Raw genomic sequence first — 14,801 nt, forward strand, 5'->3', positions numbered from 1 at the left:
AATCGTAACACAAAACGGGATATTCTTTTTTTCTCTATCTTAATGTAATATTTTATAACATATTTGTTGAAATGTCTTCAAAATATTGCGCATAAGCCGGTATAAATTTCGGAATCGCAACAAAAAAAACCGGCCACCCCAAAGGGTGACCGGAAATGACGTTACGATATCTATCGTTTACGCCGGCTCTGCGGCGTTTCCGCAGCTCGGACAGAACCTGGCCTCCGCCGCCAACGGTTCGCCGCACCGGGCGCAACGTTTCTCCGTCTCGACGGAAAGGACTTCCTGCGCCGGCCCGGCATCGGCCGGCTCGATCTCGTCTTCGCGCGCTTCTTCCAAGGGGAGCGCGGCCTGCTCCCGCTCCGGCGACGCGTCGACCACTTCGGCGGCCGCATGAACCGGCTCTTCGAATTTCCGCCCGCACGCCGGGCAAAACTTCGTGTCGAACTCGACTTTCTGTCCGCATTCGCACTCCTTTTCGTTGCGGAGCTCGCGAATGCGGTCTTCGAGCGCGCTTATTTCCCTGCGGATGCCTACGATCGCCTCGCAGATCGGGATGATCGACTGCTCCGCCTTGGACAGATCCTTCTCGAGGTAGGCGCCGAACACCGCCTCGCCGATCGCGGCCTGTTTCTTGTCGATTTCTTTTCGTTTGTTGGCGATTTGCGTATGCAGCTTTGTAATTTCAACCGTTTGCTGAGCCTTTTCCGTCGCGGTGGATACCCCTTTGCTCACGGTTTCGGTAATTTTTTTGAATATGCTCATCGTGAACGCCTCCTAGCTTTTTCTTATTATCTCATACGAAAGCCCGCTCGTCATGGTTCCGCAAGCCGGATTTTCAAGCCTTTCCCTTCCGGTAGTCGGTAGGCGTGACGCCGTACTGCCGCTTGAACGATTTGGAAAAATAAAGCGGATCCGCATAGCCGACGGCGGCCGCGACTTCCTCGACCGTGAGCGGCTCGCGCAGCAGCGCCCGCGAGCGCTCCAGTCGCAGTTTCTGCAAATAGCGGACGGGCGGCATCCCGAACTGTTGGCGGAACAGCTTGGACAAATGGGTCCGGTGGTAGCCCAATTCCTTCGCCATCCGTTCGATCGTGATGGGCTGCCCCAACTGCGCCTGAAGCCAGAGAGCCGCCCGCTCGGCCTCCCGCGCCTGGACGCCCGATTTCCCGACTCCATCGGCAGACGGCCGATTCTCCCCGTTCGCTTCCGCCCACGAGGCAAAGGCCAGCCGCAGCCAGCCTTCCGCCTCGAGATCGGCGGCGGCCCCGCCCCGCCGGAAGGCGCTCTCGGCCGAGGCCAGCGGCGCCAGCGGCGCCTCGTCCTTCTGCCGAATGACCGGGCGGGCCGGGGAGATGCCGGCGCGCCGCAGCCAGCCGGGAAGCGCGGGTCCCCGGAAGGCGATCCAGCGGTACTTCCATGGGGTTTCCGAATCGGAACGGTACGAGTGAATAACGCCGGGAAGGATGAAAAAAGAATCGCCGGGCCCCAGCTCGTATTCGGTCTCTCCGCAACGGAAATAGCCCTTGCCTTCCTCGACGACATGCACAAGCGCATAATCCAGCACCTGGGGACCCAGGCGGTGATCCGGTTTCGTTTGCGACACGCCGGAAAACAGGACGGTCATCTCCCCGTTTTCGCCCGGATTAGGATTGACGGCTATTCGCTCCGAAAAGGGTTTCATCAGCCCATCGCCTCCGCTCACCTGACTACAAAATTCCATATAGACATCGCTTCCATCCATATCCGAAACGAGGCTTATTCCTCTATTCTAGAACGCAGAAGGCCTTCTCACAAGCGAAAAATCCGAAAGGGTGTCGATCATGTCCAAAATCGCTTTTCTCGGTGCGGGGAGCACCGTTTTCGCCAAAAATGTACTGGGAGACTGTTTGCAGACTCCGTCGCTTCAAGGCTTTGAAATCGCGCTATTCGACATCGACGCCGAGCGGCTGTCCGACTCGGAGCAAATGTTGAACAACCTGAAAGCTTCCGTCGGCAGCACCTGCGTCATCAAGGCGTACGGCGACCGGCGCGAGGCGCTGCGCGGAGCCAAATACGTCGTCAACGCGATTCAGGTCGGCGGATACGACCCGTGCACGATTACCGACTTCGAAGTTCCGAAGAAATACGGCCTGCGTCAAACGATCGCCGATACGGTCGGCATCGGCGGCATTTTCCGCAACCTTCGCACGATCCCGGTCATGCTCGATTTCGCGCGGGATATTCAGGACGTCTGCCCGGACGCGTTGTTTTTGAACTATACGAATCCGATGGCCGTGCTGACGAACGCGATGATTACCCTCGGCGGCGTCCGAACGGTCGGCCTGTGCCACAGCGTGCAGGTGTGCGTCCCGCATCTGTTCGAGGCGCTCGGACTTTCGACGGAAGGCGTCAAAACGAAGATCGCCGGCATCAACCATATGGCGTGGCTGCTCGAAGCGACCAAGGACGGCGTAGACTTATATCCGGAGATCAAGCGCAGGGCGGCCGAAAAGCAAAAGGAAAAGCATCACGATATGGTCCGTTTCGAACTGATGCTGCGTTTCGGCTACTACGTCACGGAATCGTCGGAGCACAACGCCGAGTACCATCCTTATTTTATTAAGCGCAATTACCCCGAATTGATCGAACGCTTCAACATTCCGCTTGACGAATATCCGCGCCGCTGCGTCGAGCAGATCGCCAAATGGAAGGACATGCGCGAATCGCTCGTCAACGACCGCAATCTGACGCATGAAAGGTCGCACGAATACGCTTCCTATATTTTCGAAGCGATGGAAACGAACGTCCCGTTCAAAATCGGCGGCAACGTCATGAACACGGGGCTCATTACAAACCTGCCGAAGGAAGCTTGCGTCGAAGTGCCGTGCCTGGTCGACACGAGCGGAATCAACCCGACCTATATCGGCGATCTTCCGCCGCAATTGGCCGCCCTTAACCGGACGAACATCAACACGCAGCTGTTGACGCTGGAAGCCGCCCGTACCGGCAAGAAGGAGCATATTTACCACGCGGCCATGCTGGATCCGCATACGTCGGCCGAGCTGTCGATCGACGATATCTTTTCGCTTTGCGACGATTTGATCGAAGCGCACGGCAACTGGCTTCCCGCCTTCCGTTGAGCCCGCCCGAAAAAAGCGCCGCCCCGTTGCCTCTCGGGCATCGCGGACGGCGCTTCTCTTTTATGGCTTAAGACGACGCTTCGATTCTCGAAACGCGGCTTACGGTTCGTTCCCGCCGGCCGGCTCCGGATCGGGCCTCGCGCTTTTGGGCGTTTGCATCGTCAACGAGCCTAGACCGTACAGCGACAAGTAAACGATCAGAATGAGCATGCCGAACAAGAGGGTGAAAATCGCTCCGCGATGATCGAGGCCTCCCAGCACGCCTTCGATCAGGCGAAACGGGCTAAAAAGAACGTCCCAGCTGTTCAGGCGGACGACCCTGCCGAGATAAACCCCGAATCCGCCCAGAAACGACGTCGCGAATATAAACGCCCAGCCCGCGACGGGACCGCCGTAATGGCGAATGATGTGGTGAAACTGACGCATGGACAAATAACCGAGCAGCAACCCAGCCCAGGAAAATATAAAAAAGATGACGAGATCGTACCAGACGAGCAGCGACTCGTTGATTTTCGACCAAATGTAATTCGGGTCGGCGATCAGATGGATAAGATCTGTCGTCAAATAGGGCGCATTCGGATAAAACAGCAGCCAGACGATCGCCAACAGGAAAAACGCGAAGCCGGGCTTGCCGCTTCTCCTCCGTCTTTCCAGGCTCATGGTCGCCATCGAAACGAACAGCGGAATCCACGCCAAAAACAAGTTCCACAGCAGAAAACGATGTTTGATGAAATCCAGTTCCAATTGATTGGCCCGTACGATCAGCAGCAGCAGGCAAAGAAACGAAGTGCCCGTCAACACGAGCAAAATGGGGGTGCCCAATGCCCCTCCGATCGACGCATGGCGCGTTTGGCGGCTCATCGGCGCGCACCTCCTTTTTCAGCTTCATCCCGGTATCATATCATACTTGATATCCTGGAAAAAAGTTGCGGCAAAACGGAACGCCGTCCGAATTGACCGGGAAAAAGATGATGCGGGGAGACGTTGACTCTCGTTACGCCCTTTCGTTCCGGCGCTTCCGCCGAACGGATCGTGTGCTAGAATGTAACCGAATTCACTAGAATTCATTAGTCGGTATATATTGCTTTTCCAATCGATAGCCAAAAAGCTGAAGGAGCGTGTTCGCCTTGTTCAAGCTGTCCGTATTTACCGTGGCAACTCCCGATCTGGAGCCGGCCGAGCTGTGCGCCGTTGCCCGAGCCGCCGGAATCCAGGGCGTCGAATGGAGATGCAAAGAAACGCCTCCGGAACGAATGGCCGAGCCGCCTTCGTTCTGGGGCAACAACCGCTGTACGATCCCGCCGGACGCTTCGGAGGAGCAGGCGGCGCGCATTCGCGACCTGGCATCGGCCAGCGGCCTGACGAATCTCGCCCTCGTACCGTATTTGACGTGCGGGGATGTCGAGGAGACCGAAGCGAGATTCCGTCTCGCCGCATCTCTCGGGTGCGGCATGGTCCGCATCGGGGTGCCCGCCTATAACGAGCGGGTCCGCTATCCGGAACAACTGGAGGCGGCGTATGCCTACATGGATCAGGTGGACGAGCTGGCCCGCGATTACGGCGTCAAAGCGCTCGTCGAGACGCATCACGGTACGATCGCGGCGAGCGCGTCGGCGGCTTGGCGCCTCGTATCCCGATACTCGCCGGAACGTTTCGGGGTGCTGTACGATCCCGGCAACATGATTCACGAAGGAATGGAAGAATGGCGGCTTGGCGTCGAGGTTCTCGGCCCCTATCTTGCTCATGTGCACGTCAAAAATGCCGCCTGGGCGCAAGTCGCGCTCTCGGAGAGCGGCGAAACTATGCCCTTTGCGGCCGCCGCCTCCGGCGGCGAAGCCGAACCCGATCCGCTCGCGCCGGCAGAATGGAAATGCGACTGGCGGCCGATCGCAAGCGGTATCGTCCCGTGGAAGCGCGTGCTGTCCGCGCTGAAATCCGTCGGCTACGACGGCTGGCTTGGCGTCGAGGATTTTAGCCGAACGTACGGCTCGCGCGAGCTGCTTCAAACCTTCGTTCGGCAAATCCGCGCCTGGGAAGAGGAACGATCGTAAGCGACCCGGGAGCTGCACATTCCGCATACACGGTTCAGAATCTTTGCAAATCGATCTTTGCCAAATAGGCGTCGAGAGCCGAAAGGATCTGATATGCCGTCTGTATTCCCGGTTTAGTCCTTGAGTCAGGGACTGCGCGTGTCAACCGATGGGCTGGGGGCTTTGCGCAAGTCCCCTTGAAGCACTTGCCGATAGTAGCCGAGAAGCTGCTCGGAGGGCTCGTCCCAGCCTACATGGCTCGCAAGTTCGGCAGCGCCGCGCGAAATTCGTTGCCGCAAATCGGCGTCGCCCGCGAGTCGATCGACCGCCTCCTTCATGCCTCTCGGCCGGTCCGCATCAAACAGCACGCCCGTTACTCCGTCTTCGATCTGCTCGCACGTCGGGCCGCTGCGGCCGGCTACGACCGGAAGCCCGGACGCCATCGCTTCCAGGATGACAAGACCGAGCGTTTCGGTCGTGGACGGAAAAACGAAAAGGTCGGCCGAAGCGTAAGCTTGCGCCAGCTCCTCTCCGTGCATGAACCCGGCAAACACCGCATTCGTCCCTTGAAAATAGCGCTCCAAATAAGGACGATGCGGTCCGTCGCCGACAAGGGCAAGGCATGTGCCCGGGGAGCTTGCCAGCACTTCCCGAATCCGTTCGATGCCTTTTTCGGCGGCGAGCCTGCCGACATAGAGCAGGATGGTCGAAGCCGGCTTTCCTCCGGACAGGCGCAGACGCATGCTGTCCTTCCGATGCTGCGGCCCGAACCGCGCCGTGTCGACGCCTCGTTTCCACAGTCGGACGCTGCGGAATTTTTGCGCGATCAGCTCCTCCTGCACGGATTTGGAGGTGCACAAATTGAGGTCGGCGCGGTTGTGAAGCAGGCGAAGCCACGTCCACAAGATCGGCTTCAGAAACGGAAGCCGGTAATAATCGGCGTATTTCGGGATTTGTGTATGGTAAGAGGCGACCAAGGGCAAGCGCAGCTTGCGGCCATAATAAATTCCCGCCACCCCCAACACGGCCGGGTTCACGACATGCAGCAGGTCTGGCTGAATTCGGCGCAGGATGGCGCCGACCCGGCGGCTGGGCATCGCCAGCTCCTTGTCGGGATACAAAAAGAAGGGACGGGCGGGAATGCCTTCGACTTTTATGCCGTCATATTCGCTTATCCCAAGGTCGGGCGCGATGACCGTAATCTGATTCCCCTGATCCCGAAGCCAGCGGACGGTCGCGAGGAGACGGGTCACGATGCCATCCGTCGAGGGGAGGAACGTTTCGGTCACGATGGCGATCTTCATCCGCGCTTCCTCCTTTCGCTATTTCCAGGTTACTTTGGGCAGAACGTTTTCCGTCAGCACGCGGTCCTTATGCTTGATAGCCGTTTGTAAAATGTCGAGCAGCGCTTCGTCCGTCAGCAGATGAGGCTCGAGACCCAAATCCTTCAACTTCGTGTTTTTCGCGAAATAGTAATGTTTCTCTTTCTCGACGCGCGGATTGTCCAAATGGACGATGCGGCTGTTCAAGCCTTCCCGCTCCGCAACCCTCCGTACCTTCTCCGCAAGGTCCAACACGGAAAATTCCTCCGTGAATTGGTTGAACACCCTGAATTCGCCGCTTTCCGCGGGATTTTCAGCCGTAATCTCGATACAGCGGATCGTATCGCGAATGTTCAGAAACCCACGCGTTTGGCCGCCTTCGCCGTAAACGGTCAAATCGTGGCCGATGGCGGCTTGAATAAGGAATCGGTTAAGCGCGGTGCCGAACACCCCATCATAGTCTAGACGATTGACCAGCAGAGGATCCATCTGCGTTTCGTCGGTATGCAGTCCGTAAACGACCCCCTGGTTCAAATCGGTTGCCCTCAGCCCCCAAACCCGGCAGGCGAACATCAAATTGTGGCTGTCGTGAACTTTGGAAAGGTGGTACATGGAACCCGGCTGTTTCGGGTAGGGCAGGACATCTTCCCTGCCGTTATGAACGATCCGAATGTAGCCCTCCTCGATATCGATGTTGGGCGTTCCGTATTCCCCCATCGTTCCGAGCTTGATCAGATGGCAGTTCGGCACGACCTCCTTGATCCCATAGATGACGTTAAGCGTGCCTACCACGTTGTTCACTTGGGTAAATACGGCGTGTTCCCGGTCGATCATCGAATAGGGGGCGGAACGCTGTTCCGCGAAATGCACGAACGCTTCGGGCCGGGTTTGCGCAAGTACCGTTCTTAAAAAGTCATAATGATTCAAATCCCCTATGTACAATTGAATTTCCCGCCCGGTAAGCTCTTTCCAGCGGGCGATCCGGTCCTCGAGCGAGGCGATCGGCGTCAGCGAATTCGAACGAAGCTCCTCGTCCCATTTGCGGCGAACGAGGCTGTCGACGATCGTGACTTCATGTCCCTTTCGGGATAAATAAAGGGCGGTAGGCCAACCGCAAAATCCGTCTCCGCCTGCGACGACGATTCTCATGTACGCAAAAACCTCCCAGGGAATCTGAATAATAGTGAACGTCCATCATTAGCGTAACATTCGATTATTAAATGCAGATGAAATCAGGCGGAACGGCGTTCTGAACGTTTGAGACTTCGGATATCAAGTTTCGATTCGAAGCCGCTCCAACCGATAGTCTTCGACGAACACGGCGTCTCGGTTGTCTCCCGTCAGATAGCTTATTAGTTGAGGCGCAATATTGGGGATAAGCAAAACGGAATCCAGCTCCGTGACGGGAACCCACTTTACCGCGGACTGAAGCGGGTCCGGCAGCGGCGGCAGCTTTGGCTCCGAGCCTTCTTTCAGAGCGCATTCGAAAATGAGATGGAGACCATGTTTTTCATCGCGCCCGTAATCGCCGGACTGCTTATGCGGAGCCATTTCGTACACGAGCGCAAGCCGCCCAACCTCCACTTCCGCGGTCGTTTCTTCCCGTATTTCCCGCGCGACGCCTTCGACGATCGTTTCCCCCGGCTCCAGTCCTCCTCCCGGCAAATTATAATGAACGCCGTTATCGTCGTATTCGACCAGCAAGACGGCATCCTTTTTGACGATCAATCCCGTACAGCGAATTCTGACATGCGGCAATTTAGCACCTCCTAACTTATCCACATCGGTTGAGAACGGGACGTCAAGACGATTTGAACGGAGAATCCGCCAAATATTCGTTCGCTTGGCGAATAGACGCTTTCACAACGGTCAGCGTTTCGGAATTACGGACGACTTCCTCGTATATGGCGTCCTGCTTACGCTCGATACGGTCAAGACGCATATCCATACTGTCCAGTCGCGTGTCCACGCTGTCTAAACGCATATCCATACTGTCCAGTCGCGTGTCCACGCTGTCTAAACGCATATCCATACTGTCCAGTCGCGTGTCCACACTGTCTAGACGCATATCCATGCTATCCAGTCGCGTGTCCACGCTGTCTAAACGCATATCCATGCTATCCAGTCGCGTGTCCACGCTGTCTAAACGCATATCCATACTGTCCAGTCGCGTGTCCACGCTGTCTAAACGCATATCCATCTCATCGAAACGTCGATAAACTTCTCCGCGAAAGGATGTTATGTCCTCTTCCATCGAAATCATGCGACTTTCCATCGAAATCATGCGACTTTCCATCGAAATCATGCGGCTATCCATCGAAATCATGCGGCTATCCATCGAAACGAATTGGCTATTCATCGTTTCCATGCTGCAGTCGAGCGAATCCATCCGGCCGCCCAGCTTTTTCACTTCGTCTAGCACCTGGATCAGCAAGTGTTCCAACCGGATCCCCCTATTCGGAATACAAGGACTTCTTCGCTCCGCGGCTTTTGACAACAAAAGCACCCCAGCAAAGCAACACGCCGCGTGTTTGGCTTTGTAAGGGTGCTTCCCGAACATCTTTTCCTATATTATGATGAACCTTCGTTTTTTTGTCAATGCGGATTTAGGCGGTTCGATTTAGCGTCCCAAAGCGCTATTTTCCGGTTCGCGCGGCCAGGACGCATTGCCGGACGATTTGCTCGTCGGTCATCGAGCTCATTTCCGCGTACCGAATCGTCGTTTCGTTGACCAATTTTTCGGTATCGTTTTGACCGATCAGCACTTTGGCAAGCTTGGATAAAAATTTCCGTTTAGCGTACACGCGTACTGCCAGCGTACGCTGCCTTCCGTCCCAAATGACCCGCACGAGTTTGTCCGTGCCGTCAAATACGGCGTAACGCGTATCGGAAAGTTGGGGCTGATGCTGCTGTTTCGTTTTTTGAAAACCTTGCGGAGCGAGCTCCGAACCGATTTCCTGCAAGATAAGCTCGAACAAGGGCTCTGTCATTACGAAATCACCTTTCGTCTTTATGCGTTACATATGCATTCATCTAATCAGTTAGCCGTACGTTCAAGCACGGCTTTGTTTCCGACCATGTTCGGCGTTAATCCCAATTTTCTCAGTCGTACGTACACTTGATCGTTCACGGAAAATAAGTCCGCGCCATTGTAATACGAGTAAGAGCAATGAAGCGTTTCAGGCCTCGCGTCCGGCAAAGAGAACGTATAAGCGCTTCCCTCCTGACTCAGGTAGCTGTAGAAAACTTTGGCTCGAATATAATATTCGCCATCCAGCAGCGGAAGCGGATACGGGATTTCATTGTTCGGGTAAACTTCAAAATGAGGCGAGTCGACGGAAAAGGCCGGGGATTTATGCAAGATCGCGAGCAGTTGGCTCGTTGTGAAAGGAATATGCAGCGCCTGATTGTGCAACGGTTCGACCAGCTTGATGATTCTGGATAATGCCAGCAGCGTTAGGCCGCAAAATAGTCCCCGAAGATCAAGACCAAATTTTTGCCCGCCAATCCCAATAACAGACCGAAGCCTAGCAAAACGAAGCCCATTACGTTTAAAGCGCTTCTCAACCATCCCGCCCCCAGCTTTTATCGTCTTTTCCGAAGTACTTTTATCCATAGCAATCGGATCGAATAATAGATAACGAAAAACAGGAAAAACCAAAGGGCAAATCTCCCCCAATCGAACGGCCGGTTCCACGCGATCACAACGCGGCCGGAAAGTTGGGTTATCTCTTCATAATCATAAAACAAGCCCGGCTTATAGGATTTTGTCAAAAGATATCCACGTATTGCCAAGCAAACCGCCAATAGGACGACAGCCAAAACCGAGACGATCGCCGATTCGAACATCAGCTTCACTTCTTTTCTCATGACCGCCAACCCCCTCCACTCTCGCACGTTTGCAGGCGAGCGGACCCGGGACGTTATCCGGACGCCAAAAAATCGAGCAACTGGCCGATATGATCGATTTTGCCGTCCGGTTCGACGCCGGATTCCCTCATTTTGGCGATATCGGTCCCATACGCGACAAACCGGATGCCCGCCTCCTGCGCCCCCTTGCCGTCGATCCAGGAGTCGCCGACGGAAATCCACTCCGAAGCCGGTATATCCGGATAACTTTCGAGAACGTAGACAAAACCGTCGGGCGACGGCTTCAGCATGGCCATTCGTTCCCGGCCCGCAACGAGATCGAAAAAAGAGAGAATGCCGTTTTCGGCCAATGCGGCACGCGCCGCTTCCTCCGAGTTGTTCGTGACGACCGTCAAACGATAGCAGCCGACGAGTCCGTTGAGCAGTTCCCTGACGCCCGGCTCCAATTCGGCGCCGGCCATCCCCTTCACCTCGTGCTTCCTGACGATCGCCCAGGTTTCCTCTTCCAGTTCTTTCGTCAACCGGCCCGTCTGACGAGCCTGCCGAATTAGCGTCGAAGACGTCTCCCGCTGGAACGCACAATCCTCGTCCAGAAGCCGGTGGCCGGCCAAAAAAGCGTAAATCTCCCGCTTCATCTCCGGAAAATCGATGGCCGAGCGAAGCAGCGTATTGTCCATATCGAACATAATGCCTTTTATCCGATGCATTGTGTCTCCTTGCGATCCGAGATCCGGTTTTTTTCCATCCTTGTCCTTTATCATAGCATAATCGGGACCTGGAAAAACGGGAGAGTTTCATCTTCAAAGTAAAAAGGCCAGCCGGATATCCGGATGACCCCGATTCAAGCGAATCATTTTCGCAAGTAGCCTAGTGCTTTACATATTTCCCATAGTCGGGTACGGCGACCGAATCGAATTCCTCGGCCAATTTTCGCAGACTCTCTGCCAGTCGCTCGCCTTCCATCGGCATGCCGTGACCGGCAATGGCCGATTGCGGTTGAAGATCCCGCAGCTTGCGCACGGATTGGCGGGCAGCCTCCCAATCGGTCGTCAAATATCTTGGGGGGCCGCTCATGTCCGGCTGCTGTGTAAATACGTTCAAGAGCGAATCCTGGCGAACCGTCACGAACGCGTCTCCCGCGACCAAAGCGCGGTCCCGCTCCCGGAACAGCGAGATATGCCCCGGCGTATGACCGGGAGTATGAATCCATCGCCACTCCGGAAGCACGGGAATCGATCCGTCCATCGGCAGGTTTTCGACCCGGGTTCCCAGATTTACGGGTTCTACGGGAAAAAGAGAGGACAGCTTGGCGACCAGCCCGCCTTCGACGGCCGGATCGGGCGGAGGGTACGATTGCCGTCCCGTCAAAAAAGGCATTTCCAGTTCATGCGCATAAACCGGAACATCCCACTCGTCGAGCAGTTCGACGATCGCGCCGACATGATCGAAATGGCCATGGGTCAAAACGATCCCTTGCGGCTTGGCGTTTTCCCCGAATCGCCGTTGGCAGGCCGCCCGAATTTGGGCCGCCGATTGCGGCATTCCCGCATCCGCCAGCACCCACTCGCCGCCCGGCTTCCCGATGAAAACGACGTTGACGATCTGGACCGTTTCGCAAAACAGATCCGGCCCGACCTCCAGGCCCGTTCCGTTTTTTATAGACGTAAAAGGCAAAAAGCGGTAGTCCTCGCCGTATGACATTTCCTTATCCATTTATGTTTCCCCCTTTTGCAGCCCTTCCCCGTTCGCTCGGGTCCGCAAACGATTTTCGCCCGTTTATCGTCCCCTTTCGCTCCGGTTGTTATCCTTTCCGGATCGACAATAAATTGGAAGGAGTTTCGAAAAGGCTGCGATACATAAGTGAGCGAAAAAGACGAAATCTTAATGCAAGGAACAAATAAAAACAAGTAGGTGGAGACGACAGATGAACAAAAAGGTGGCAAGCGGCCTGATGGTGGCCGGTATTTCCCTGATGCTGACGGTTCCTGCAGTCGCGGAAGGAACGACTCATTCGATGGGCACCAACGGCACGATGACTAGACCGGGAGTCCATGGTACCTACACGGGAACCGGAACCGGCGCGGGAACGGTCGTTCCGAATACCGGCTATACCGGCACGACCGTGCCGGGCAACGGCTATACGACCAGAGGGACGACGAACGGCACGGCGAACGACGGCTTTGCGAACGGCGGAAATTACCGGACGAGAGCTGCCGCAAACCGCGCCGGGAACAACTGGGGATGGCTTGGTTTGCTCGGATTGTTCGGCTTGCTCGGCATGCGCAGCCGCAATCCCGAGCGGGATCGCACGTAAACGTCAATCAATAACGGATGAAAGAACACCTCCCGATCCGTCGATTCGGGGGTGTTCTTGCGAAAAACAAGGAGGATCGTGATGACGAAACGGATTTTTCCGTTGCTTGTGTCGGCTGCGATTTTTTTCGGTTTTCCGCCGGCATCGTCGCTTCATGCGCAAAGTTCCGAAACGCGTGCGGCAAGCGTCGCGTTGAGCGTGCGCACAAGTCCCGAAGCCGCATTCGCGACCCGGCTCGAACTGAGCGATCGCGATTTAGCCGAAGCGCTGAAGCATGCGGCCGCCGCGGAAACGGAATTTGCTCCGCTTTTAACGGACGTTTATGTAGAGACGGAAGTTTCGCTTCCGATGGCGTTGCGTTTGGACATAACCGGAAATTTATGGAGCGATGCCGAAGGAAAGCGGTTCCTCCTTCCGGAGAAATGGTCGGACAAGCTGCGCAACGAAGCCCTGAAGCTTCGGCAACGCCACTACGGCGAGCTTCTTTCATGGGAAGAAGCCAAATCGTTCTTCCCGCTTAAGAGCACTTTTCAAGTTCGGGACGCGGAAACCGGTTTGACGTTTCGGGTTCAACGCCGCGCCGGACGAACGCATGCAGACGTACAGCCTTTGACCAGGGAAGACACGGCCGTCATGAAAAAAATATATCAAAACCGCTGGAGCTGGAAACGGAAAGCCGTCATCGTCTCCGCGAACGGCCGAAATGTCGCAGCTTCGATGAACGGCATGCCGCACGGCGGCGACGGCATTCCCGAAAACGGCTTTTCCGGCCATTTCTGCATCCATTTTTTGCACAGCACGACGCAGCGGTCCGACTCCCCTGACCCCGCCCACCAATTGATGATTCTCAAAGCCGCTGGGCGGTTGCGGCCGTATTTCGAATCGTCCGGGCCCGCCTTGCTTGCCCAAAGCATGATCGAGGCGGCGAACCATCGGGAAGCGGAAATCGTCCGGCTTCTGACCGAGGGAATGCCGAAGGAACGCTCTTCGTCCCTCATTCGGGAATTGAATGCCGTGACCGCCATTCGGACGGAGGACGCCGGGCCGAAGGAGACGGAAGACGGCGCGCTGAACGCCTGTGCCGAATGGAAAGCCGTCGTGTACCGCAATCGCGAAAAATCGGACCTCGTGTTCCGTTTCGCCTATTTCCGGCAGTCGCCGTTATCGCCTTGGCGCCTGCGGGAGATGACCGCGGATCCCGCCTAATGACTCGCAATCTTCCGGTTCCCGGCGGGCTTCTCTTGCTTGATCTCTTCAGGCAACCGCTCGGAAATTCCAGGCACTTCTCGCGGCGAATATTCGATTTCGTCGGAGGAGTATACCGTGACGAAAACCCGGCCCCCTCCCGTAAAGGTACGAATCAGAACCGGCTGATTGTACGGATTGAGGAAAACGAAGTCCGGTCCGCCCCAGCTAACCGTGGCATCCCGACCGGGCGGCACGTAGGGGACGTTCCGGCTATGCGAATAGCGTTTGACAATCGTAAGTCCCGCCCGGTCGATCGCATTAAACAGCGTGGAGGATACTTGACAAATGCCGCCGCCGATCCCTTACGACAATTCGCCCCGCACGATAATCGGCGCGGGCAAATATCCTCTCGAGATCGTGCGAATGCCGACGGCCCGATTGAAGGAAAACGTCTCCCCCGGGAACACGACGGTGTTGTTGATCGCTTTGGAGGCCAGGCCGATGTTGTGGGACCGGTTTTTGTTTCGCGAATTAAAATAGGTGACGTAGTGGCCGATCGGCTTCTCTCGAAGCGGCGCCAGCAGCTCGCTGTCGACCCGCGGATAAACCGCCGTCCGCGGCACTTCGATCGAGGGAGATCCGCTGCCGAAGAGCGAATCGTAAAATTTTTCGGCAAATCGGTTGCGATCCAGCCTGTAACCGACTTTTTCCGGCACAATTTGCCCGCTCTCGCCGATCGTGGCATTTTGCGGCCGTTCGTAGACGCGCTCGTGCAGACGTTCAAGCAGCCGCTCGAATTTTTCCGGGTCGACGATTGGCAGGGCGGGCAATAATTCGTAGTCGGCACGCTTGACGTTTTCCACGATTTGTTCCTTGTACCGGATCGAGAAACTGTCGGGAAGCGGCGCGGAAAGCAGGAGCAGCGCCCAGGATATCGTTAACCATTTCAATTTCG

At 56.1% G+C, this 14,801-nt stretch carries 15 protein-coding genes and 1 pseudogene; 4 read left to right on the forward strand and 12 right to left on the reverse strand.

Annotated elements, in window-relative coordinates; translation table 11 throughout:
- Positions 1-177: 177 nt before the first annotated feature.
- Together JW799_RS25385 and JW799_RS25390 are read right to left on the reverse strand one after the other, a co-directional pair.
- Entirely contained in the window at positions 178-765 is a 588-nt protein-coding gene (locus JW799_RS25385) for a zinc ribbon domain-containing protein (RefSeq protein WP_080838275.1), read from the reverse strand.
- Positions 766-838: 73 nt separating this feature from the next.
- Positions 839-1,684 (reverse strand): AraC family transcriptional regulator, encoded by an 846-nt coding sequence (locus tag JW799_RS25390; protein ID WP_205432269.1) that lies wholly within the window; start codon positions 1,682-1,684, stop codon positions 839-841.
- 139 nt (positions 1,685-1,823) lie between these two features.
- Here JW799_RS25390 and melA point away from each other — a divergent pair, with 139 nt between their 5' ends.
- Positions 1,824-3,122: an alpha-glucosidase/alpha-galactosidase gene (gene melA, locus JW799_RS25395; protein WP_205432271.1), complete on the forward strand. Its 1,299-nt coding sequence runs from the start codon at positions 1,824-1,826 to the stop codon at positions 3,120-3,122.
- Positions 3,123-3,221: 99 nt separating this feature from the next.
- Here melA and JW799_RS25400 read toward each other — a convergent pair whose 3' ends face one another.
- The gene (locus JW799_RS25400) at positions 3,222-3,983 is read right to left on the reverse strand and encodes a DUF1361 domain-containing protein (RefSeq protein ID WP_205432272.1); all 762 of its coding nucleotides are present in this window, start codon (positions 3,981-3,983) and stop codon (positions 3,222-3,224) included.
- A 266-nt stretch (positions 3,984-4,249) separates the two neighbouring features.
- On the opposite strand from JW799_RS25400, the gene JW799_RS25405 reads away from it, so the two are divergent.
- The gene (locus tag JW799_RS25405) at positions 4,250-5,173 is read left to right on the forward strand and encodes a sugar phosphate isomerase/epimerase family protein (protein ID WP_205432273.1); all 924 of its coding nucleotides are present in this window, start codon (positions 4,250-4,252) and stop codon (positions 5,171-5,173) included.
- A 125-nt stretch (positions 5,174-5,298) separates the two neighbouring features.
- Here JW799_RS25405 and JW799_RS25410 read toward each other — a convergent pair whose 3' ends face one another.
- From JW799_RS25410 to JW799_RS25445, 8 genes are all read right to left on the reverse strand, one after another.
- Positions 5,299-6,456, reverse strand: a complete 1,158-nt coding sequence (locus JW799_RS25410; RefSeq protein WP_205432274.1) for a glycosyltransferase family 4 protein — start codon at positions 6,454-6,456, stop codon at positions 5,299-5,301.
- A gap of 18 nt (positions 6,457-6,474) precedes the next feature.
- On the reverse strand, positions 6,475-7,623 hold the full coding sequence (locus tag JW799_RS25415; protein ID WP_205432275.1) for an NAD-dependent epimerase/dehydratase family protein: 1,149 nt from the start codon (positions 7,621-7,623) through the stop codon (positions 6,475-6,477).
- A 123-nt stretch (positions 7,624-7,746) separates the two neighbouring features.
- A complete protein-coding gene (locus tag JW799_RS25420; protein WP_080838258.1) occupies positions 7,747-8,232 on the reverse strand; it encodes an NUDIX domain-containing protein in 486 nt (161 codons plus the stop codon).
- A 43-nt stretch (positions 8,233-8,275) separates the two neighbouring features.
- On the reverse strand, positions 8,276-8,917 hold the full coding sequence (locus JW799_RS25425) for a hypothetical protein (protein ID WP_205432276.1): 642 nt from the start codon (positions 8,915-8,917) through the stop codon (positions 8,276-8,278).
- A 193-nt stretch (positions 8,918-9,110) separates the two neighbouring features.
- Positions 9,111-9,464 carry a hypothetical protein gene (locus JW799_RS25430; protein WP_080838253.1) on the reverse strand — a complete coding sequence of 118 codons (354 nt, stop codon included), beginning with the start codon at positions 9,462-9,464 and terminating at the stop codon, positions 9,111-9,113.
- Positions 9,465-9,511: 47 nt separating this feature from the next.
- Positions 9,512-10,135 carry a hypothetical protein gene (locus tag JW799_RS25435; RefSeq protein ID WP_205432277.1) on the reverse strand — a complete coding sequence of 208 codons (624 nt, stop codon included), beginning with the start codon at positions 10,133-10,135 and terminating at the stop codon, positions 9,512-9,514.
- A gap of 262 nt (positions 10,136-10,397) precedes the next feature.
- Complete coding sequence (locus JW799_RS25440; RefSeq protein WP_205432278.1) at positions 10,398-11,051, reverse strand: HAD family hydrolase; 654 nt, start codon at positions 11,049-11,051, stop codon at positions 10,398-10,400.
- Positions 11,052-11,211: 160 nt separating this feature from the next.
- Positions 11,212-12,057 carry an MBL fold metallo-hydrolase gene (locus JW799_RS25445; RefSeq protein ID WP_080838243.1) on the reverse strand — a complete coding sequence of 282 codons (846 nt, stop codon included), beginning with the start codon at positions 12,055-12,057 and terminating at the stop codon, positions 11,212-11,214.
- Positions 12,058-12,268: 211 nt separating this feature from the next.
- On the opposite strand from JW799_RS25445, the gene JW799_RS25450 reads away from it, so the two are divergent.
- Positions 12,269-12,658, forward strand: coding sequence for a WGxxGxxG family protein (locus JW799_RS25450; RefSeq protein ID WP_080838241.1), 390 nt, complete (start codon positions 12,269-12,271; stop codon positions 12,656-12,658).
- Positions 12,659-12,739: 81 nt separating this feature from the next.
- Complete coding sequence (locus JW799_RS25455) at positions 12,740-13,864, forward strand: hypothetical protein (protein ID WP_205432280.1); 1,125 nt, start codon at positions 12,740-12,742, stop codon at positions 13,862-13,864.
- Here the strand turns inward: JW799_RS25455 and JW799_RS25460 are convergent.
- Positions 13,861-14,796, reverse strand: a pseudogene (locus JW799_RS25460) (VanW family protein). The gene JW799_RS25455 and the pseudogene JW799_RS25460 overlap by 4 nt on opposite strands.
- Positions 14,797-14,801 lie beyond the last annotated feature (5 nt).

The sequence above is a fragment of the Cohnella algarum genome (assembly GCF_016937515.1).
GTDB classification, from domain to species: domain Bacteria; phylum Bacillota; class Bacilli; order Paenibacillales; family Paenibacillaceae; genus Cohnella; species Cohnella algarum.

Bases quoted from the DNA above. Each gene is read 5' to 3' on its own strand.
- JW799_RS25385 (WP_080838275.1), bottom strand. From the start codon at position 765: ATGAGCATATTCAAAAAAATTACCGAAACCGTGAGCAAAGGGGTATCC.
- JW799_RS25390 (WP_205432269.1), bottom strand. From the start codon at position 1,684: ATGAAACCCTTTTCGGAGCGAATAGCCGTCAATCCTAATCCGGGCGAA.
- melA (WP_205432271.1), top strand. From the start codon at position 1,824: ATGTCCAAAATCGCTTTTCTCGGTGCGGGGAGCACCGTTTTCGCCAAA.
- JW799_RS25400 (WP_205432272.1), bottom strand. From the start codon at position 3,983: ATGAGCCGCCAAACGCGCCATGCGTCGATCGGAGGGGCATTGGGCACC.
- JW799_RS25410 (WP_205432274.1), bottom strand. From the start codon at position 6,456: ATGAAGATCGCCATCGTGACCGAAACGTTCCTCCCCTCGACGGATGGC.
- JW799_RS25415 (WP_205432275.1), bottom strand. From the start codon at position 7,623: ATGAGAATCGTCGTCGCAGGCGGAGACGGATTTTGCGGTTGGCCTACC.
- JW799_RS25430 (WP_080838253.1), bottom strand. From the start codon at position 9,464: ATGACAGAGCCCTTGTTCGAGCTTATCTTGCAGGAAATCGGTTCGGAG.
- JW799_RS25440 (WP_205432278.1), bottom strand. From the start codon at position 11,051: ATGCATCGGATAAAAGGCATTATGTTCGATATGGACAATACGCTGCTT.
- JW799_RS25445 (WP_080838243.1), bottom strand. From the start codon at position 12,057: ATGGATAAGGAAATGTCATACGGCGAGGACTACCGCTTTTTGCCTTTT.
- JW799_RS25450 (WP_080838241.1), top strand. From the start codon at position 12,269: ATGAACAAAAAGGTGGCAAGCGGCCTGATGGTGGCCGGTATTTCCCTG.
- JW799_RS25455 (WP_205432280.1), top strand. From the start codon at position 12,740: ATGACGAAACGGATTTTTCCGTTGCTTGTGTCGGCTGCGATTTTTTTC.